The organism is Thioclava sp. JE_KL1 (genome assembly GCF_009296265.1).
Classification (GTDB): Bacteria; Pseudomonadota; Alphaproteobacteria; order Rhodobacterales; family Rhodobacteraceae; genus Thioclava.
The window spans coordinates 232,087-251,594 of sequence record NZ_WBJS01000001.1 but is presented as its reverse complement, the minus strand read 5'-3'; the positions used below and the strand labels follow the sequence as shown (position 1 = coordinate 251,594).

The 19,508-nt window shown below is 60.6% G+C and carries 18 protein-coding genes and 1 pseudogene; 13 read left to right on the top strand and 6 right to left on the bottom strand.

What is annotated here, in order from left to right:
* Position 1: 1 nt before the first annotated feature.
* The 5 genes from F8R15_RS00975 to F8R15_RS00955 all read left to right on the top strand — a co-directional run bounded on the left by F8R15_RS00975 (position 2) and on the right by F8R15_RS00955 (position 7,201).
* Positions 2–1,360: a DNA cytosine methyltransferase gene (locus F8R15_RS00975; RefSeq protein ID WP_152842961.1), complete on the top strand. Its 1,359-nt coding sequence runs from the start codon at positions 2–4 to the stop codon at positions 1,358–1,360.
* A 28-nt stretch (positions 1,361–1,388) separates the two neighbouring features.
* Positions 1,389–2,918: an ATP-binding protein gene (locus tag F8R15_RS00970; protein ID WP_152842959.1), complete on the top strand. Its 1,530-nt coding sequence runs from the start codon at positions 1,389–1,391 to the stop codon at positions 2,916–2,918.
* A 16-nt stretch (positions 2,919–2,934) separates the two neighbouring features.
* On the top strand, positions 2,935–5,166 hold the full coding sequence (locus tag F8R15_RS00965; protein WP_152842957.1) for a Z1 domain-containing protein: 2,232 nt from the start codon (positions 2,935–2,937) through the stop codon (positions 5,164–5,166).
* Positions 5,163–6,173 carry a PD-(D/E)XK motif protein gene (locus F8R15_RS00960; RefSeq protein WP_152842955.1) on the top strand — a complete coding sequence of 337 codons (1,011 nt, stop codon included), beginning with the start codon at positions 5,163–5,165 and terminating at the stop codon, positions 6,171–6,173. Before F8R15_RS00965 ends, F8R15_RS00960 begins: the two co-directional genes overlap by 4 nt.
* A gap of 407 nt (positions 6,174–6,580) precedes the next feature.
* Positions 6,581–7,201, top strand: coding sequence for a DNA-binding protein (locus F8R15_RS00955; protein WP_152842953.1), 621 nt, complete (start codon positions 6,581–6,583; stop codon positions 7,199–7,201).
* A 24-nt stretch (positions 7,202–7,225) separates the two neighbouring features.
* Here F8R15_RS00955 and F8R15_RS00950 read toward each other — a convergent pair whose 3' ends face one another.
* Complete coding sequence (locus F8R15_RS00950; RefSeq protein WP_152842952.1) at positions 7,226–8,782, bottom strand: hypothetical protein; 1,557 nt, start codon at positions 8,780–8,782, stop codon at positions 7,226–7,228.
* A gap of 564 nt (positions 8,783–9,346) precedes the next feature.
* On the opposite strand from F8R15_RS00950, the gene F8R15_RS00945 reads away from it, so the two are divergent.
* The 5 genes and pseudogenes from F8R15_RS00945 to F8R15_RS21730 all read left to right on the top strand — a co-directional run.
* Positions 9,347–9,835 (top strand): hypothetical protein, encoded by a 489-nt coding sequence (locus tag F8R15_RS00945; protein ID WP_152842950.1) that lies wholly within the window; start codon positions 9,347–9,349, stop codon positions 9,833–9,835.
* Positions 9,836–9,938: 103 nt separating this feature from the next.
* Entirely contained in the window at positions 9,939–10,379 is a 441-nt protein-coding gene (locus F8R15_RS00940) for a hypothetical protein (RefSeq protein ID WP_152842949.1), read from the top strand.
* Positions 10,380–10,474: 95 nt separating this feature from the next.
* Entirely contained in the window at positions 10,475–10,810 is a 336-nt protein-coding gene (locus tag F8R15_RS00935; RefSeq protein WP_152842948.1) for a hypothetical protein, read from the top strand.
* 278 nt (positions 10,811–11,088) lie between these two features.
* Positions 11,089–11,280, top strand: a complete 192-nt coding sequence (locus F8R15_RS00930) for a hypothetical protein (protein WP_038148594.1) — start codon at positions 11,089–11,091, stop codon at positions 11,278–11,280.
* A gap of 6 nt (positions 11,281–11,286) precedes the next feature.
* Positions 11,287–12,336, top strand: a pseudogene (locus F8R15_RS21730) (recombinase family protein); the annotation flags it as partial.
* A gap of 678 nt (positions 12,337–13,014) precedes the next feature.
* On the opposite strand, the gene F8R15_RS21340 reads toward F8R15_RS21730, so the two are convergent.
* The 3 genes from F8R15_RS21340 to F8R15_RS00915 all read right to left on the bottom strand — a co-directional run bounded on the left by F8R15_RS21340 (position 13,015) and on the right by F8R15_RS00915 (position 15,094).
* Positions 13,015–13,326 (bottom strand): phosphoribosyl-ATP diphosphatase, encoded by a 312-nt coding sequence (locus tag F8R15_RS21340; protein ID WP_088719062.1) that lies wholly within the window; start codon positions 13,324–13,326, stop codon positions 13,015–13,017.
* Positions 13,323–14,084, bottom strand: a complete 762-nt coding sequence (hisF, locus tag F8R15_RS00920; RefSeq protein WP_078519675.1) for an imidazole glycerol phosphate synthase subunit HisF — start codon at positions 14,082–14,084, stop codon at positions 13,323–13,325. Before hisF ends, F8R15_RS21340 begins: the two co-directional genes overlap by 4 nt.
* A 62-nt stretch (positions 14,085–14,146) precedes the next feature.
* Positions 14,147–15,094, bottom strand: coding sequence for a 1-phosphofructokinase family hexose kinase (locus F8R15_RS00915; protein ID WP_152842944.1), 948 nt, complete (start codon positions 15,092–15,094; stop codon positions 14,147–14,149).
* Between the two features lie 80 nt (positions 15,095–15,174).
* Here F8R15_RS00915 and F8R15_RS00910 point away from each other — a divergent pair, with 80 nt between their 5' ends.
* Both F8R15_RS00910 and F8R15_RS00905 read left to right on the top strand, forming a co-directional pair.
* Entirely contained in the window at positions 15,175–15,420 is a 246-nt protein-coding gene (locus tag F8R15_RS00910) for a hypothetical protein (protein ID WP_253732307.1), read from the top strand.
* A gap of 19 nt (positions 15,421–15,439) precedes the next feature.
* On the top strand, positions 15,440–16,438 hold the full coding sequence (locus F8R15_RS00905) for a hypothetical protein (RefSeq protein WP_152842942.1): 999 nt from the start codon (positions 15,440–15,442) through the stop codon (positions 16,436–16,438).
* Positions 16,439–16,570: 132 nt separating this feature from the next.
* Here the strand turns inward: F8R15_RS00905 and F8R15_RS00900 are convergent, their stop codons facing one another.
* The gene (locus F8R15_RS00900) at positions 16,571–17,503 is read right to left on the bottom strand and encodes an MBL fold metallo-hydrolase (protein ID WP_152842940.1); all 933 of its coding nucleotides are present in this window, start codon (positions 17,501–17,503) and stop codon (positions 16,571–16,573) included.
* A gap of 97 nt (positions 17,504–17,600) precedes the next feature.
* A complete protein-coding gene (locus tag F8R15_RS00895; RefSeq protein WP_152842939.1) occupies positions 17,601–18,017 on the bottom strand; it encodes a metallopeptidase family protein in 417 nt (138 codons plus the stop codon).
* A 97-nt stretch (positions 18,018–18,114) separates the two neighbouring features.
* On the opposite strand from F8R15_RS00895, the gene gltX reads away from it, so the two are divergent.
* Positions 18,115–19,443: a glutamate--tRNA ligase gene (gene gltX, locus F8R15_RS00890; protein WP_152842938.1), complete on the top strand. Its 1,329-nt coding sequence runs from the start codon at positions 18,115–18,117 to the stop codon at positions 19,441–19,443.
* Positions 19,444–19,508: the final 65 nt, after the last annotated feature.

Genomic DNA, 19,508 nt, shown 5'->3' with positions numbered 1-19,508 from the left:
CATGCAGGCCCTTAAATTCATTGATTTATTCGCCGGACTCGGCGGTTTTCACCTCGCCCTCAAAGCACTCGGTCATGATTGCGTCTTCGCGTGTGAGCGCGACGACGACCTTGCTGCGCTTTACGAAAAGAATTTCGGTATCAGGCCCCATGGCGACATTCGTACGCTTGATCTGGCGTCTGTGCCTGCCCACGACATCCTGTGCGCCGGTTTTCCCTGTCAGCCCTTCTCGAAAGCGGGCGGACAACAAGGGTTCCAGTGTCCGCAATGGGGTGATTTGATCGATTACATCGTTCGCATTCTGCGGCTGCACAAGCCCCAGTATTTCATCATCGAGAATGTGCCGAACCTTGTCCGGCACAGGCAGGGGCAGACCTGGCGCTCGATTATCCATCGGCTACGGCTGGCGGGTTACAGCGTAGATGATAACCATTTCTCGCCTCACGAGTTCGGCGTTCCGCAGATCCGCGAGCGGGCATTCATTGTCGGTCGGCGCGGCGGTCTGGAAGGCTTCTCTTGGCCCACGCCTGACGCCAACGCCGATCTGTCGATACGAAAGGTTCTGGACAAGAACCCGACCGATGCGCGTGTGCTGCCTCCGGCGTTCATTGATTATCTGGAAGCCTGGCAAGCATTTCTTGACAGGTTTCCGGCAGATGAACAGCTTCCGTCTTTCCCGATATGGGCCATGGAATTCGGGGCAACATATCCCTATCGCGACCGCTCTCCTTACGGCACCGGCTTTTCCAAGCTAAAATCCTATAAAGGCGGTTTCGGGCAGCCGCTGCGTGGCTTGGCAGCCGACGAGATCGCGACGGCGCTTCCTGCGTATGCGCGCGATACGCAAGAGAGCTTCCCCAAATGGAAAATCGACTTCATTCGCCAGAACCGTGAGCTTTATGAGCGTCATAAGGGTTGGATTGACGATTGGCTGCCGCGCATCCGCGGATTTGCACCCAGCTTTCAGAAGTTCGAGTGGAATTGCAAAGGCGAGCAGCGCTCGATTTGGGATTTGGTCATCCAGTTTCGCGCTTCAGGCATCCGTGTGAAACGCCCCGTCACAGCGCCGTCGCTCGTGGCGATGACGACAAGTCAGGTGCCGGTGATCGCATGGGAGCGGCGCTACATGACAACTCGCGAATGCAGCCGACTGCAAAGCATGGGTGACCTCAAGCATTTGCCGGAAGCGCAAACCGCAGCATTCAAAGCGCTCGGTAACGCCGTAAATGTTGAAGTCGTGCGCGCGATTGCCCGCCAGTTGCTTTCCGTTGCTCCTGATGAGCAGAACGTGTCGGCGAGAGATTGCATCCGTCCCAAGCGGGAAGACCATGCGCAACCCGCCCTCATTTCAGTGGCCTGAGACGGGGATAATTTGAAGGAGCGTAGGTGTGGCGCCTAACAAGGTTGATATTCGGCCCGGAGTGAGTGTGCTCGCAGTGCTTCGGCACCTAAACTACAAGCCGTGGTTTGCGCTTGCCGAATTCGTGGACAACGCCGTCCAAAGCTACGCGCGGCATCAAGAGGCGCTTCGTGCGCACCACGGCGATGAATTCAAGCTTGTCGTCAATATCGATATCGATACCGCCGCACCCGCTCGCATTTCCATCCGCGATAATGCGGCAGGCATTGCCCTTGAGGATTTTGGGCGTGCCTTTCGTCCGGCTGCCATTCCACCTGATCGATCAGGCCTTGCTGAATTCGGAATGGGTATGAAAAGCGCGGCCTGCTGGTTCGCGCCTCAATGGTCGGTTCGCACATCCGCGTTCGGTGAGGACGTAGCCCGCACTGTGCGCTTCGAGATCGAGAACATCGTCAATGATGAAATCGAAGAACTCGATATCCATGAAGAACTCGAAGACGTAAACCACCACTATACAGAAATTATTCTGGAGGACATTTTCCAGGTCCCGGTGGGACGGACAGTCGGCAAGCTCAAGGAGCATCTGACCGACATCTACCGCGTGTTCATTCGCGAAGGCACATTGGAACTCCGCTTTGGTGGTGATGCGCTGACACCGCAAGAACCGCCTGTCTTAACGGCACCGTACTTTCGGGAGAAGGACCAGCCCGCCAGGCTGTGGCGCAAGGACGTGTCTTTTGATTTCGGTGACGGGCTTTCCGTTCACGGCTTTGCCGCGTTGCGTGAAACGGCGAATACTGCCAAGGCCGGATTCTCCCTGTTTCGGCGTGGGCGCGTCATTGAGGGCAGCGGTGATGAAGGCTACCGCCCCGCCGCCATTTTCGGCAGTTCGAATAGCTTCCGCTATCAGCGGCTTTTCGGCGAGTTGCATCTGGATGGCTTCGAAGTGAGCCATACAAAGGACGGGTTCCGGTGGGATGAGAACGAGCAGCCGTTTCTTGAGCTCTTGCGCGAGCATTTGGACAGTGAAGAGTTGCCACTTCTTAAGCAGGCCGAAGGTTATCGCGCGCGACCGGCACGTGCGCAGCTTGCCAACACGGCCACACAGGCGGTGAACAACACAGCGCGGGCGATGGAGGACAATTTGCCATCGGCCTTACCGGATATTGCGGACGCGCCGCCGGTCGATGCGCCGGATGAAGAATTACCCCATGCCGGAACGCTGGCACGTAAAGAATTCAATATCCGGTTTCGTGACAAAGATTGGCATATCAGCATCGAGTTGACCGAAGACCCTGCCGAAAGCCAGTGGCTTGTGTTTAGCGACGTAGCGGCCTCAATAGAGCGGCCGCGTCGCCTGGATATCCGTGTTTCGATGATCCATCCATTCATGGTGCGCTTTGCCCAGACGGATAGCGAAGATGTTGAGGCACTATTGCGAGTTGCCGCCGCACTCGCGCTTGCCGAAGTCATAGCCCGCGAGTCCGGTGTCCGTCATGCCGGAACGATCCGTCGCAATGTTAACGATATTGTTCGCAGTGCGCTCTCCGAGGCGTGAAAAACATAGGTGAAAAATGACAGATGATGCACCGCTGATTGTCCAGCCAGTCGCCGGAACCGCGCCCGGTGCACGCTGGCAACCTGCCGTCGGTCGCGAAACACAGGATTTTCTGGATCACGTCGTGCCCGCCGAAAGTCGCGACGACATTGCTGGTGCAGCGGCCTCAATCCTGGGGCGCGGAATAACGCCAGCCGATGCGAACGGTCAAGAGACAGGGCTTGTCGTCGGCTATGTGCAGAGCGGAAAGACCATGTCGTTTGAGACCGCCGCAGCCCTCGCGCGGGATAACGGTTTCCAGATGGTCATCATCGTTGCTGGAAGTTCCAATCCGCTGCTTGAGCAATCAACAGGTCGCGTGCGCCGCGACTTGCGTCTTGATGATCCCGATCGGACACGGAGCTGGATGCACTTCCAGAACCCAGAGCATGAAGATTCGACAGTCCAGACCATGCGCGATGTATTCGAGGCATGGCGTGATCCGGGAACACCGGACGATTACAAGATGACAGTTCTTGTGACCGTCCTTAAGCACTATCAGCGGCTTGGGAACCTGACGGCTTTGCTGCGCGCGGTTGGCATGGAAAACGTACCGGTTCTGATCATCGATGATGAGGCCGATCAAGCCAGCCTGAACACCGAAGTTGCGCAGGGCGATGAGAGCAGCACCTATGCGCGGCTTATGGAGATGCGCGGTACGCTGCCGCTTCACAGCTATCTCCAGTATACTGCCACCCCGCAGGCCCCGTTGCTCGTCAGCATCGTAGACTCGCTTTCGCCAAATTTTGTCGAAGTGCTGACGCCGGGCGAAGCCTATGTCGGTGGGCGCGATTTTTTCGTTGACAATCAGGCGCTTGTTCGCACGATTCCGTCAGGTGAAGTGCCGACAAACGCTAATCCACTCACAGAACCCCCGGACACACTTCTTGAAGCCTTGCGGATATTTATGGTGGGCGTGGCTGCTGGACTTCGCCAGGGCGGAAATCGTGGCAACCGATCGATGCTCGTGCATCCGTCGCACCGTACGGCCCAGCACAGGGAGTACTACAATTGGGTCCGCGACATTTTCGAGGAATGGAAACGCATCCTGGGCTTGCCGGACAATGATCCGGACAAGCAAGAACTCTTGGACGAATTGCGCGGTGCGTACGATGATCTCGCAGAGACTGTGCAGGGCGGTTTGCCAACGTTTGATGAGCTTGCACCAACACTACGCTTTGCGTTTCGCAGCACCCGCATTCTTGAGGTCAATGCCAGCGGCGGGAGAACACCGCCGGTGGATTGGCGCAGCGTCTATGGCTGGATTCTCGTGGGCGGGCAGGCCATGGATCGTGGCTTCACCGTAGAAGGGCTGACCGTCACATATATGCCGCGTGGCATAGGCGTCGGAAATGCTGACACGGTGCAGCAGCGCGCGCGCTTTTTCGGGTACAAGCGTGACTACCTCGGATTCTGCCGAGTGTATCTGGAGCAGGGGACACATCGCGCCTTCCAACGCTATGTCGAGCATGAAGAAGACATGCGCACCCAACTCGAACAAATCCGCGATAGCGGGCGCTCACTCAATGACTGGAAACGGGCGTTTGTTCTGGACAACGCGCTCCGGCCTTGCCGCCACAACGTTCTGGAATTCGACTATATTCGCGGGCGCTTTTCGGATAGCTGGGTTGCCCCGCGAGTTGTGCTTGCCGCGGATGCAGTCGTACGCGCAAACCGGCAGACTGTAGCGGATTTCATAGCAGACACGGTCTTCGAAGAAGTGGACGGCCACCCGAACCGTACAGACGAACAGCGACATGAAATCGCGTCCGGTTTGTCGCTTCGCGCTGTGATGGAGCAGCTTCTGGTTCCTATGCGAATTACCAGTTCGCGCGACTCCCAGCAGATCACGGGCTTGCTTTTGCAGCTTAGCCGTGCGCTTGAGCAGAACCCGGATGAACTTTGCACGGTCTACCGGATGAGCCCCGGCACCCGGCGCAGACGATCAGTTGATGAAAACGGGGCGGTCGTAAATCTCTACCAAGGTGCCAACCCGCAATGGCCGCTTGAACGCCGCGGTGAAATCTACCCCGGTGACCGCGACATGCGCGAGGACGGTCAGGTCAATATTCAGATACACACGCTGGATTTGCGCAGAGAGCAGACCGGTCCGATCATCGCCGAGAATATTCCGGTCCTGGTGGTCTGGGTCCCCGCGCGCATGGAAGCTGCCTGGGTTAATCAGGAACAGCCAGGTCAGAACGCATGACCGCTGCGCTCTTCGAAATATTCGAAGCCCTTGCTGCGCCGCCTGCCGATCAATCCGGTACACCGATGTTTGCCGTCAGGCCGGTCGCTTCGTATCAGAGCTACTTCGTTGGCAAGGACTCGCAGTGCAAAGCCTGCCTCCTTGTGCGTACGTCCGATGCCAGCGGGCGCGCTCCGCCGCCGATCAGACTGGAATCGCTCGATGCGCAGTTCGAACTCGGTTGCCGGATCACCGATGCCCGTGGTGATACGCAAGATGGACGCTTTACGGTCGCGCGTTGCCGATCCGCCGAACCGGAGACGATCCGTTATTTCCTGTCCGTGTGCCATATCATCATGCGCCACATGGGGGACACACCCTCGCGCACTGCTCTTGCGAGTGCCGTGCAGCGACTTGCCTCGATCTTCCAGAGCATTCGCAGGCCGCCCGTCAGATCGCTCAACGGGCTCTTTGGCGAGTTGTTTTTGATATCAAAGTGCCGCAGTCCGGCGCGTGCTCTGGCCGCGTGGCGGATCGATGATAGCGCGCGTTTTGACTTCTCGACCGGCGACATCAGGCTTGAAGTAAAAACATGCGCGGGCCGATTGCGGCAGCACACTTTCTCATTTGACCAATGTAACCCGCCACCAGGCACGGTTGCCGTTCTCGCCTCGCTGATGATTGAAAGGGTGCCGAGAGGGTTGGCGCTCTCTGATCTGATTGCGATGATTCAAGACCGGATAGGCGATGACGAAAACCTGCTACTCAAGCTCCACGACGTGGTTGCATCAACGCTCGGCACAAGTTTAGCGATCTCTCTTGATTTACCTTTCGATCAACGACTTGCCGAGAGTTCACTACGATACTTCGATTTACGCACCATACCGGCGATGCGTGAGCAGCTGCCTGCAAACGTATCGGACGTGCGCTTTGCCTCTGATCTGTCTGGAAGCGAGCCCTTAGACGCTACCGGATTGGTTGATCGCGATCCGCTGTTTTGGGACCTGCTTCCGGCTGATATCGCTTAGCGTGATGTTTCGTTGCGAATTCTTTGCAACGTTGCGTGCAGATTTTAAAAATAAGTAATATCAGTGGCTTAATTTTTGCACCTCCGCAAGGAATCGTGCTCCCCCTGCGCGCCAATACTTCAGGTTGAGGTCGACCCGCGGCGCGAATGTCGGCTTCCGCTATCAGAGAGGGACGCACTCGCGAGCACAGCGAAAGCCCGCTTCCCGCCCTTTCTTCGCCCGCGATCGAAGCTCCGGCCTCGTCCTCGCCAATCTCTGCAAGCCGATTGATACGATTTTTCGTGGCTGGGCTCACCACAAAAAGAATCCTTCGTGCTTCCGCGCCGAGGCCAATCTTTGCTTTCACGTCCGGCCGGGAACGCTCGGTAACGGCGTTACCACTGTTACCTGTTACCAGGAGATGAAGCATGAAGACTGTCGCCCCCGCCGAGCTGAAGCCCGATTTCGAGATCGAAGTCGAACGCGCAGTTCGGCATTACATGTCGGCGCATGATGGGCATTTCCCAAGCCGCCGTAATTTGCTCGCAACTCTCGGTGGATCGCTTCGCGACCTCAACCCGGTCGCGAAGCGTGTCATCGAACGCATCCGAGAAGAACAGACGGCCCTTGCGGCGCTGCCTGAAATGCCGGACGCGGTTCGGGAAGTGAACGATCGCCTGGCGCAGGCCGTCTGGAAAGCTGCATGTGAAATCGCGAACTCCGAAATCGAGACACTCCGCACCATGCAGAGCAGACGTGAAGCGAGCCAACGCGCGGAACTCGCAGATCTTGAGGACGTAATCGACGACCTTGAGGAAGCCCGTGATGCCGAACGCCTCCGTGCCGACGATACGGAGAAGCAGATCCGTACTCTCGAGTGTAAGCTCGAGAAGGCAGATCGCGAGATCGCCGCGCTCAACGGTCGCCTCGCCGAACGTGCTACATTGCTCGAGGGCCTACGTGCAGAAATCACACAGCGGGCCCCGGCGCGAGGCTCAAAGCACGAGAACAATTCCGGATCCAACCGCCACGACACTCCAGAAACGTGATGATCGCGACGGCCGGTGCGGCACTCACCGTTCATCGCCGCTCCGGCCCTTTTCGTCCCGCTTTCTTCGCTCGTTTCGTGTTTTTACCCGCGCGACGGTCATGAGCAGTTTTCTGAGTTTGCCGTGTTCGTTTTCACGGCTCTGTGGCGGCACGAAAGGCGCGATCAGTTCCGCCGCGAAGCTGGTCACGCGGGTTACGGCGTTGAGGCCTTCGGCGAGTTCACGACGCTCATTCTCGACCGAGGCTTCGGCCTCGGACTGGGCGATCGTTTTCAGATGTGTCAGCGCTGCGCCGAACATCTCAGCCATGCGCACCGCTGCATGCGGGGCGCGTCTCATACGGGCCAGTTTCGCACGAACGTTTTCGTTCGCCTGCACCGGCGTGGCCTTCAGCAATTCAGGCACCTGCTCTGGTGAATTTTCGGCTTGCCCAAGTAGCTCCGCCGTCGCGAGAACGGCATCTGCGGATCGATATTTTCGATCCGCGATCTTCTCTTTCTCCGCTATCTCTTTTTTCTGAGCGACCAGATCTTGGCTCGCATCCCGCAGCCGCTCTTCCTGAGCGTCGAGTTCGCGCGCTCGAGACTCATTCGCGTTGACCTGATCCGCGTTTTCTCGACGCACAATCTCATCGCGCTCCTTTTCCCGACCGAGCGCGGCTCGCTCCTCTGCAATCTCCGCGAGTTGTTCATTGCCGAGCTCGAAGAGACCGTCAGCTGCACGCTTTAGGCCTTCCGCCGCTTTTCGTGTTTTCCGGGCCTCCACAGCCCGACTTTCATCCTTTGCGTTCTGTTCACGGCTGGCCATACGAAGACAATATTCCGCGCGCGACAAACGCTCGCGCCGCGGGCCGAACCTCAGCAGTCCTGTATGACGCGAGACCGCTTCGTAAAGCTCGTCCTGCCACTCCCGCATCGCTTCTTTATAGAGCTTATCGCCCGCTTCTTTCGAGAGAGAGCGCTCAAAGCCGCATGCACGCAGATGCCGCCTACGATCTTCAAAAGCCGCACGTCCTGGATGCAAATCGATCACCGACCCTCGCTCGCGATCGAGCGCGAAGAGATGAATGTGCATCTGCGCTTCATCAGTATGGATAACAGCGAGCGCAAACTCCCCACCCGCCGCTTCGATCCGATCCTTCTCGAAGGCGACAAAGTCTTCCAAGACCGCAAGGCATTCATTCATCAACGCCTGATCTGCGCGCGCTTCCGCGCTCGTAATCGGAAGCGAGAACACGCTCGAATAAAGCGTGTGCGCATCTTTACGAAGCCTTCGCTTGCGCGTCGTCTTCGCGCCGGTCTTGGGATCCGTATATGGAAAGTATTGAGTGACATTCGCGGCTTGCTCATGTGCGGCGCGCAGCTCGGCGAAAGACCCACACGTGCCCGCAATGATCTGGGGCGTCGGATTGGGGCGCCTCACATGATTACAGCTTCCTTCGACACGCTCGGCTTCGTCGAGAACCTGCTGCGCACGCCACGCGCGCTGACCGTTTTTACGAGCGCGGCCGACCTTACCACCCGACCTCGTAGCCCCTTGCTGGGACCAGGTTTCGACATGCCCGAATTGATAGCCCTGCATCCAAATTTTCTCGCGCCCGGTTGATGGATGCGGGGGAATTAGGGACAATTCAGGCGGATCAAAAAATGTGCGCGCCGCCGCGTACTTCGGGCGCTGTGACAACAGGTTATAGGGACCGACTATACGTATTCTCGCAGGGCTTCGAATACGTGTCGGCCAAAGTGAGGCGTAGCCCCCCTCTGGACACCCCCCGGCGCCGCTGCGCGCCGCATGGGGGAAGCTCCACATCCCCCAACCCCCCAGGGCAGGGATCGTTCGCCACTTTCCCTGCACCCTAAGGCGCCCATCCGGCGGATCGAAGAGGCGCTCGCCACCCTCTCCGAACTCTCCCAGCGCCCCCGGCGGGTCGAGAGGGATGTCACCCCTCTCGCCGCTCTCCCCGGCACTCGCGAGATCTGCCCGTAGGCGGGCGATCAACGTTCCGCGGGAGGGGAAACCTCGAGGCATGCCTTGCTTGCGTGCAGCGTCTTTGACGCACGCAATCAAGCCACGCCACGAGGCCGCGTATCGGTGAAGTGGTGAGGTGTTGCGCGTCGTTTTCTCTACTCAAAAAACGAGGCTCTCATGCTCCATGATCGACACCTTCACCTGCTGCCGGGTGGGCAGCTCAAGCCAGGTGATATTTTCCTGATGCGCTTCCCGTACGCCTCTGATCGAAGGCCCGACGGGGAGTTCGATATTCCGCCCGGCACACGGCCCTGCTTACTGCTTTCTCGGGGTCGTATCGGCGATGCGCCGATGAATATCGTGGCGCCTGGGCTGAGCCCCGAGGGTCGGCTGTTGCGGCCTGATGACATCGTCGTTGACGGTTTCGAAGAGGCCAAAGCTTGCGGCCTCTTTCGACCGACCGTGTTCCGTGCGTCGCATCGTCTTTTCATCTCGATCGGCTCCGAATTGTTCGAACGCAACGCGCGGATTGGTCGACTGGGCTCCGCACAGCGAGCGCAGTTCGAAGCCGTCGATAAGATGCTCGCGAACGTTCGAATGGAAATCCGATCGCGGCTCAAGCCGCGCGTCGAGATCTATCGTCCGAAGCGCCTCCTGAAACCGTGAACGACGCGCCCCATTGGGCTGCAGCGTCCGTCCGCCTGCTTTCCAAGGCGGACGGATCTTGCAGCTCTGTTTCTCTCCCATTCTACATTTGAAAGGCCCCGACATGACCCACGCAAAACACCCGTCCGAAATGACGCGCGAGGAACTCCGCGCTGAGCGCGATCTGCTTACGACAATCGTCGCTGCCGCAACCGAGCGCCCGACTCCGCAAGAACTGGCGAACGCGCCCGTTATCGACGATTGGTCGCTGTTCACCGCCTTCAATGACCTCTCGCTCGTGGGCCGCATCACGGAAGCCAGCGGACGGTCCCGAGTACGAACGACGCGCGCGATCATCGCACTCGATGATGATCTGAACTGGGTGCGTTTTGAAGACGGATGGATGCGTCTCGGACCGAGGTTCGGCTTCGAGCCGGCTGCTCCCTATGTCGTCTATCATGCTGCACCGGTGGATCTACGCAAGATCCGCGACCATCTGAAAGGACAGGCCAAGTGGCTTCAGATGGCGCTGGATGCTCTCGGCAGTCCACGTTGCGATGCGTGACTCCAGGATCGCCCGATGGGCGGCTGAACTACGATCGCTGCGGCCCTGCAAGTGAGGGCCGCAGCGCCCACCGTTCAGCTTCGAGAGGATGCCAGATGTTTCATCAAATGAACCCGATTGACGACGTGATCTCGACGGCGCGCGCAGCTCTCGAGGCGCTCGACGTCTTGCCTCCCGTGTGCTTGTTCGGCACCGAGGAAGATCGCAATTTTTTCCAGGAAATCGTGACACGCGGCGAGGTACTCGGCGAGGATTTTCGTGATTGCGGTGCAAGCCTCTTGCGGCACTTGGCACGAGTTGAACCTGACGAAGAACTCGAGCGGAATATCGACACAGCTATCCGTCAGATCCGAGATGCTATTAACGGCTCGTACTGCATTGCAGGGGGCCTTGCCAACGATTGCGAGCCCGGCATCCTGCGAGCCGCATGACCGAGATACGACGCGAAATTGCGTCAGATATGGCGGTGTGAACCCGCCCGGGCGCGCCATAGAAACCTTTCCGCACTTGCTCCACAAACCAAACGGAACCGGCGCGCCCGACTTTCCCTCAATACCAGCTAATTTGAAGCGGAGGCTGGAAGATGATTTCATATGAAATCTGAAAGCCTAATAAAAACAAGGGACTCACAATTTTCTTCGACTTTGATGGAGTCGCTCCAACTGGTCGAACGAATATTGAATCCAGAATAAATTTTCTGGAGCCAAAAATGTCCTTTCACCCCCGCGATTTCACCAGCCGTCCCGCCGCGAACGACAACGGCGACACCCCGGCATCCCATGACTTCTCCCAGATCGTATCGGCGGAGCAATTCGTCCGCTTCCTCGCACGCGTCGAAGCGCATCGTCTGCACGCGGCAAATGAGAATGCAGCTCCGGGTCCGGGCCAAATTCAGGAGTAAACGACGATGACTAAACGGGTCGCAGTCTATGCACGCTACAGCTCGAAACTTCAAAAACCGACCTCGATCGACGATCAGTTCGACATGGCGGAGCGGTTTGTGCAGACACAGGGCTGGACCGTGACACAGCGCTTTTCGGACTCGGAAATATCCGGGCGCCTCGGCCAACGCCCCGGTCTTCTGGAACTGCGCGAGGCGATCCGACGGGGAGCAGTCGATGTCGTCGTCGTCGAAGCAATCGACCGTCTTACACGTAACGTGACCCACGCGCTTCAAGTCTTCGATCTGATGAGCTTCGCGAATGTTGAACTGCACTCGCTTGCAGAAGGATCTCAGAATTTCATGTCGGTCATGCTCACAGCTTGGGGTGCGCGCGAATATTCGAACAACGTGAGCATCCATACTAAACGTGGCATGCAAGCGGCGCTGAAACGTGGGACGTTCCATATGCGCCCTTACGGCTACCGCAAATCCGAGGGTTCTGGCGATCACAACCGAGAGGTCGATCCCGAGCAGGCTGCGATAGTGCGTCGGATTTTTCAGGCGTTCGCCGACGGGCAGTCCGCCCTCGCGATCGCGCGGAGGCTGAATAGCGAGGGGATCCCCGCACCGCGTGGCGGGACGTGGGAATCAAGAACAATCCGAGGCAACATCGAGCGCCAAGAAGGTATTCTGCACAACCCGATCTACACCGGGCGCGTGCTGATGTTTCGTACGACGAAGCGGGTCCATCCCGAGACAGAAGCGAGCATCATCGAAGCGACGCCCGATCGGGTTGAAGAAATCGAGATCCCGGCACTGAGGATCGTTTCCGACGAGCTCTGGGAAACGGTACAGGCGCGCGCCACGAAGACCCGACGCAAAGTCACCACTCGCGACAACCCCGAGGGGGCGCGACGGAAGAAATACCTCCTGAGTGGGCTTCTCAAATGCGGCTGCTGTGGGCGGAGTTTCGTCATGCGGTCGAAAGATGCGTACGGCTGCGCTGAGAACATCAAGGGAGCCTGCCGGAACCGATCGTACATCAAGCGCGAAGAGATCGAAGCGCGCGTCTTCGCGGCGCTCCGGGCACCGCTCGCTTCGGAAAGCCTTTCCAAGGCGTTCGACGCCGCATTGAAGCAAGAGATTCAGGAGCTTCGCAAAAACCCGCCTGATGCGGAGCTAACCGCTAAACGTGCTGCACTGGCGCGAACAGAGAAGGGCCTGCGCACGCTCGTGCGATCGTTGGAGGAAGGAGCGCCGTTTGCCCAACTAAAGGCGCGTATGAACGAACTCGAGGCGCAGCAGGTGAAATTGACCGAAGAAATCTCTCGCCTCAGCACCGGAAAGCCGACGGCACCTCTCGTCGAAAGCGCGCCTCGAGCCCTTGAGCAGGTGCTGGAGAGGCTCGAAGAGGTGCTGAACGACCCGGCTTGGGTGCATCTCGCAAACGAGCACTTATCAGCGCTGATAGGGAGGGTGACGCTGCTACCCGACCCAAATGACGAAAGTCGTATGAACGCCGAGATCTCGATAGATCTCGGCGATTTGCTTTCCGCGGCAGACCAGCCGAAGGTACTCGCCGACGTATTTCGCAAGAGACGGCAAATAACGGTCAAACTGGGGGCGCTGCCCCCTCGGGCGAAGCCCTCACCCCCGGGATATTTCGGCAAGAGCGAAGGCAGGCACGGGCCGCCCCTTCGCTCTTGGAAAATATCCCGGGGTGAATGCCGCAAGGCAGAGGGGCAGCGCCCCTCAGCTGCGCGCGGCTTTCTCGGCGATGCCGGACGTCCCTTCGCGGCGCTCCAGTTCGGCCAGCACATCGGCCAACTTCACGTCGCGCGCCGCCAGCATCACCAAGAGGTGATAGAGCACATCCGCCGCCTCATAGGTCAGGTTCTCGCGGTCGTCCTTCGCTGCGGCGATGATCGCTTCCACCGCTTCCTCACCGAATTTCTCGGCGCATTTTTCCGGGCCCTTGGCGAGCAGCTTCGCGGTCCACGACGTGTCGGGATCCGCGCCCTTGCGGCTCTCGATGGTCGCGGCGAGTTGGTCAAGAATGCTCATTGCAGCCTCATCGGAATGCCCGCGGCGGCCATGTATTCTTTGGCCTCGCGGATCGTGTATTCGCCGAAGTGGAAGATCGAGGCGGCGAGCACGGCCGAGGCCCCGCCCTTGGTCACGCCTTCCACCAGATGATCGAGATTGCCGACGCCGCCGGAAGCGATCACCGGCACGTCCACCGCGTCCGAGATCGCCTTCGTCAGCTCCAGATTGAAGCCCGCGCGCGTGCCGTCGCGATCCATCGAGGTCAGCAGGATTTCCCCAGCGCCCTTTGCAGTCACGGTGCGCGCGAATTCCACCGCGTCGATCCCGGTGGATTTTCGGCCCCCATGGGTGAAGATTTCCCAGCGGCCCGGCTCCACCGTCTTGGCGTCGATCGCGCAGACGATGCATTGCGAGCCGAAGCGGTCGGCGGCTTCGGTGATCACGTTCGGATCGGCCACGGCGGCGGAGTTGAACGAGACCTTGTCGGCCCCCGCCAGCAGAAGCGCGCGCACGTCCTCATGGGTGCGCACACCACCGCCCACGGTGAGCGGCATGAAACATTGCTCGGCGGTGCGGGTCACCAAATCGAACATCGTGCCGCGGTTCTCATGCGTCGCGTGGATGTCGAGGAAACACAGCTCGTCGGCGCCCGCCGCGTCATAGGCCTTGGCGGCCTCGACCGGGTCGCCCGCGTCGATCAGGTTCACGAAATTGACGCCTTTCACGACGCGGCCATCGGCGACGTCGAGACAGGGAATGATGCGGGTCTTCAGCATGGGCGGCGCTCCTTTGGCGCTTTCATAACGCGCAGGTGCCGCGAGGCAAAGGGGCAGAGTGCTCAGACCGGTTCGACCGGGCAATGCGGCAGGAGGCGGCGCACCATCGCGGCGGAACACAGATCGGTCGCAGGGGTGGTCACGGCGGCCGCTGCGCCCGCGGCGCCGTGCTGTAACGCCTCGCGGAAGTTCTTGCCGCGGGAAAGCGCCAGCGTGAAGGCCCCCACGAAACTGTCGCCCGCGCCCACTTTCGACACCACGTCGACCTTCGGCGCCACGGCGAACCAGCGCGCGTCCTTGGTGGCCAACACATTGCCGTCCGCGCCGCGCGCGACGATCACCGCATGGGCCAGCCCGCGCTGCACGAGGCCTTGGGCGAAATCGGCGCTATCCCGGCGTTCGGGCAGTTTGCGACCCGCCAGCCCCTCGGCCTCCAGCTCGTCCATCCGCAGCACGTCGGCAGGTTGCGCCTTGCGTTCCATCAGCTGGTGCAGGGCCTCGCCGGACGTGTCGAGGAAAAGCCGCGCCTTGGTCCGCGCCATCTTCGTCGCCAGACGCGCGGGGAAATCTTCGGGCACACCGGGCGGTTGCGAGCCCGACAGAACCACGATCCCGCCTTCGGGCGCGGCCCGCGCGATCCGGCTGAGCGCTTTGGCGACATCGCGCGCGCCCCAGTCCGGTCCCGGCATCACGAAGCGATATTGCGCGCCCGTGCTTTGATCCGTGGCGGTCAGGCTCATCCGCGTCTCGCCCGGCGCGGGGAAGGGGAAGACGGCGATCCCGGCCTCGGCCAGAAGCCGCATCACCCGGTCGCCAGTGGTCCCGCCAAGGGCCACGAAAGCCGTCGAATTGCCCCCCAGAGCGGCGATCGCGCGGCTGACATTCAGGCCGCCGCCGCCCGGATCGGTGAGCGGCCGCGTGCAGCGCAGCTTGCGCTCGGGGGCGACCTCGGGGGTCTCGATCGACAGATCGACCGTCGGGTTGAGCGTGATCGTGAGGATCGAGGTCATCGCGTCTCCTTTTGGCCCAGAGCCCGACTTTGCGGCGCGGGGCGCGCGCCTGTCAACGCAGTGTTAAGGGATGGTGCGCTATGACCGCTCCCGTGCTGTTTCAAAGGAGTGTGAGGATGGTCCCGGGTGCCGATGATCCGCGATGGAAGCGGGTTTTGACGAGTCAGAGCGATTTGAGTGCGGCGTCGCTGGCAACGAAGATCTTGATTGCGCGCTTGCGTCGCGAGGTGGCCGCGCGCCCGGCCTCGCTTGGCGACAAGATCGCGGAGCTGCGTGAGTTCGTGACGAAAAATGCTTTTGCCGCCGGCGATGTCGCGGCGTTCTAGGCTCGAGAGGGGATCCGGGATGAAAAATGAGATGTTGAGCGTGGCCGAGGCCGCCGCGCGGATCGAGGCGGGTGACGTCATGGTCGTGGCGGGGGACGAGGCGCTTCTGGCGCAGCTCCCGCGCGGGAAATGGATCGGCGGCACCACCGTTTACTTCGTCACCGAAGAGGGCGGGGCGGTGGTGCGTGACAAGCTGTTCTGCACCCGGTTCCAGCGGGCGACGGGCGCGGTGCCGCGTTGGGTCGACGTGGGCGATCTGCCGAAGATTTCCGAAGGCTACGCCGAAAATGGCTTCACCATGATCATGATCCCCGCCTTCTCGGTGGCGCATTCCGACTTCGCGGTGGAGGGGCAGGGCTATCCCGGCCTCTTCGATCAGCCGCTGGCGGGCTGGATCACCGGGGTGCATCTCGACGAGCTGGGCAAACGCGCGCCGAAGGTGTTCGACGGCGCGACGGGCGCGGCGTATGACGAGGGGGCGGTGCTGCTGCATGTCGAGCTGCCCGACGGCGTCGCGGCCGATCTCGACATTCTCAATATCTTCGCCCAAGGCGAGGCCGAGGCGGTACGTTTTACCTTCCCCAAAGGCGGCTTTGAGGCAGAGACTGTTACGGTCGACGGGCAAGAGGTCAATCTCGCCCGCTACATCGCCGAGCATGAGCTCGACACACGCCTGCCTCTGGTTGCAAATTACGCAGGCACGCTCGTCAATGTCTCGATCCAGGAGGTCGATGCCGAGGCAGGCAAGGTGAAATTCTACGCCCCCGTCGTCGAAGGGGTCGAGTACCGTCTGGCGCAGGCGCTGGGCTCCTACGCGCAGGCCTTCGCTGAAGGCGCGGGGGGCAAAGGTGCCAACGAATATTCGTGCAACTGTATCCTGAACTATCTCTACGGCGAGTTGGAAGGACAGCGCACCGGCGGCTTCACCGGCCCCGTCACGTTCGGCGAGATCGCCTATATCCTGCTCAACCAGACCCTTGTGCGCATGGAGTTGCATGAGGGCGATGCCGCCGCCTGACGGGTGGGGCGCAGCCAGTCGTGGTTCTTAGAGGCATGCCCCTCTCTCAGCGGGGTGACATAAGAAAAGCGCGCGCCGGTCGGGCGCGCGCCTGAAACTCTCCGTGCGAGTTGGACCCGCACGCATCACGGATCAGACGTTGAGCTGATAGGTAATCGGATGGAAGTGGAAGCCGGTGTCCAGCGCCTCGAGATGGCCGACGCCGGGGAAGGGCATGTGATAGCCGATGAAGGCCAGCTTGTCGGCGGCGACACGGCCCAGAAGCTCCTTGCGGGTCTTCGCCGCCATCTCCTTGTCCATGTCGTATTTCACTTCCCAATCGGGCCGCTGAAGCGACCAGACATAGTGGTTCGACGTATCGGCGGCGAGCATCAGCCCCTTGCCGCCCGACTCCACCATGAAGGCCATATGGCCCGGCGTATGTCCGAACGCCTCGACCGCCGAGATGCCGGAGACGACTGAATCGCCGCCCTCGAGATAGCTAATCTTCTCGGCCAGGGGACGGACCTTGGCCTCGAACGTGTCGTTGCCCGCGTTCGACCAGTGGTCGAATTCTTTCTGCCCGGTGATATAGGCGGCATTGGCGAAGGTCTCTCCGCCATCGCCCATCAGCCCGCCAATATGGTCGCCATGCATATGGGTGATCACGACATGGGTGATGTCCTCGGGCGCATGTCCGGCTGCGGCAAGCGCCGAGGTGATGCCATCTGGCGACAGGCCGGTGTCGAAGAGGATTTTCTCCGACCCGGTCTCGATCAGAGTCGGCGTGAAGAAATTCAGAGACTTATCGGCGGGGATATAGGCGTCTTCCGAGACGGCCGCGAAGTCCTCGGGGCTGGCATTCATGCCGAAGATCGTCTGCGGGTTTTCCAGCTCGCGCGATCCGGCGAGCAGCGTGGTAATCGTCAGATCGCCCATCTGCATCCGGCGATAGCGCGGGATCGCGGGCGGGGCTTCGTTCGAGCTTTGCGCGGCGGCGCCGGTCCCGGTCAGAAGCGCAGGGGCGGCGGGCAGGAAAGCGGCGGTTTTTAGTGCTGCACGGCGGGTCATGAAGGTCCTGGTCATCGGGTCTCTCCCTCTCGATGGTTGGTCTTCGCAGGTCGAAGTCTAGCGCATCGCGCCGCTTCCACAGAGTCGTGAACGTTGCGTGAGCCGCTTCGGTTCACTCCCACCAGCGATCGATCGACGAAATATCCGCGTCGGACCACCCCAGATGATGTGCCAATTCATGCACGAAAATATGGGTGACGAGTGTTCCGAGGGGCTCGTTTCCGCGCGAAATCCACTCGTCGAGGATCGGGCGGCGGAAGAGCCAGATCACATCCGTGTGGCCGCCGGGGTCCATCACGGATTTCTCGGTCAGCGGGATGCCGTCATAAAGCCCGGTCAGTTCGAAAGGGTCCTCGATGCCCAGATCGGCGAGCATCGCCTCGGAGGCAAAGTCTTCCACCCGGATCGCGACACCTTGCGCGGCGCGGGCGAATTCCGGCGGAAGCGCCGCGCGTGCGGCCTCGGCCAGCGCCTCGATTTCCTCGATGCCCGGCGCCGTGACCTCCGCCCAGTCGTAACCCTCGCTCATCGCACCCTCCAAGCCGCTCTGCACGCGCCGCATGGCCCCTCATATGGACAAACGGGCCGCCTTGTGAAAGAGCAGGCGCCAACAGGAGTTTGCCCAGATGACCACCGTTACCCGTTTCGCCCCGTCGCCCACCGGCTATATCCATGTCGGCAACCTGCGCACCGCGCTGATGAACTACCTGATCGCCCGCAAGACCGGCGGTCAATTCATCCTGCGCCTCGACGATACCGATCAGGAGCGTTCGAAGCAGGAATATATCGACGCGCTGAAGCAGGATCTCGAATGGCTCGGCATCGAATGGGACCGGGAAGAGCGTCAGTCGCTGCGTCTGGACCGCTATGCCGAAGTGGCCGAGCAGCTGAAGGCTGACGGTAAGCTTTATGAATGTTTCGAGAGCCCGACCGAACTGGACCTCAAGCGCAAGAAACAGCTGAACATGGGCAAGCCGCCGGTTTATGACCGCGCGTCGATGCATCTGTCGGATGCCGAAAAAGACGCGATGCGCGCGGAAGGCAAGGAAGGTTACTGGCGCTTCAAGCTCGAGCTTGAGCGGATCGAGTGGAAAGACGGCATCCTCGGCGATCTGTCGATCGACGCGGCCTCCGTGTCCGACCCGGTGCTGATCAAGGCCTCGGGGCAGGTGCTCTATACCTTCGCCTCACCGGTCGACGACGCGGATATGGGCATCACCCATATCGTGCGCGGCGGCGACCACGTCACCAATACCGCGACGCAGATCCAGATCATCGAGGCGATCGGCGGCAAGGTTCCGAGCTTCGCGCACCATTCGCTGCTGACCGGCCCGCAGGGCGAGGAACTGTCGAAGCGCCTTGGCGCGCTCTCGATCCGCGATCTGCGCGCCGAAGGCATCGCCCCCGAGGCGCTGCTGTCGATGATGGCGCGTCTGGGTTCGAGCCAGCCGATCGAGCTGAAAATGTCGATCGACGAGCTGGCCGACGGGTTCGAGCTGAACCATTTCGGCTCGGCGCCGACGAAATTCGACCCGGCAGACCTGATCCCGCTGACCCGCGCGCGCAACCAGCACCTGCCGTTCTCGGCCGTGGCGGACCGGATTGCGGAACTCGGCATCCCCGAGGATCAGCGCGAGCGCTTCTGGAAGGTCGCCTCGCAAAATATCGACAAGCTCGACGATCTGAAGGGCTGGGCCGATCTGTGTCTGAACGGGGCGGAGCCGTCGATCGACGAGGAAGATCGCGACTTCATCGCGCAGGCCATGACGATGCTGCCCGCGCCGCCCTATTCCGACACCACGTGGAAGGACTGGACCGCGGAGGTGAAGGAAGCGACCGGGCGCAAGGGCAAGGGGCTGTTCATGCCGCTGCGCAAGGCCGTGACCGGCATGGCGCACGGGCCCGATATGGGCGAGTTGATGCCGCTTCTGCACAAGGTTCCGGCGCGCGGCTGACGGCTCCGCCGCAGGCTTGCACAACCAATTCCAAAGGCGCGAGGGGAGAGCCCCTCGCGCTTTTT